The organism is Treponema sp. R6D11 (genome assembly GCF_054786075.1).
The window spans coordinates 1-525 of sequence record NZ_BDHD01000787.1 but is presented as its reverse complement, the minus strand read 5'-3'; the positions used below and the strand labels follow the sequence as shown (position 1 = coordinate 525).

Annotated in this window: 1 protein-coding gene and 1 pseudogene; both read left to right on the top strand. The window is 42.7% G+C overall.

Annotated features, from left to right (window positions below):
* Positions 1 to 283 (top strand): hypothetical protein (locus tag ACYVTD_RS16100; protein WP_461248692.1); only part of this gene is annotated, 283 nt, incomplete at its 5' end.
* 44 nt (positions 284 to 327) lie between these two features.
* Positions 328 to 525 (top strand): annotated as a pseudogene (locus ACYVTD_RS16095) (hypothetical protein); the annotation flags it as partial.

The window sequence follows — 525 nt, the reverse complement described above, 5'->3', positions numbered from 1 at the left end:
TAACAATCCGTTTTTCCCTGAAAAGATAGGAAATGGAAAGAAGTCAGTTAACAATGACGCTCCGATCATAAATTTTGAAGATTCTGCTTTGGAAGACGTGGATTGTATCGCGGGTGAAGACCAGATAATAACCGTCAGCGTTGAAGGCGATGAGGGTGATTATACTTACCAGTGGTACAGCAATACTGTAAACAGCAACGAAGGCGGAACGGAGATAGAAGGCGAGACAGGCTCCAGTTACAGTCCGCCAACGAATGTACATAGTCGACATACTACTATGTAGTTGTTACAAATACAAAAAACGGAAAAACAACGACGAGCAGACCCGTGAAAGTAACAGTATGGATTTCTGTGGTTGATGAAATAGCAAGTAGCATGGTTCCGATAAATGGCGGAACAAGTGCAACCTTTATGATGGGCAGTCCCGCAGGCGAACCGAACAGACAAAGCAATGAAACGCAACATTCAGTAACATTGACAAAAAGTTTTTCCATGAGCAAACATCTTGTAACGCAGGATCAGTAT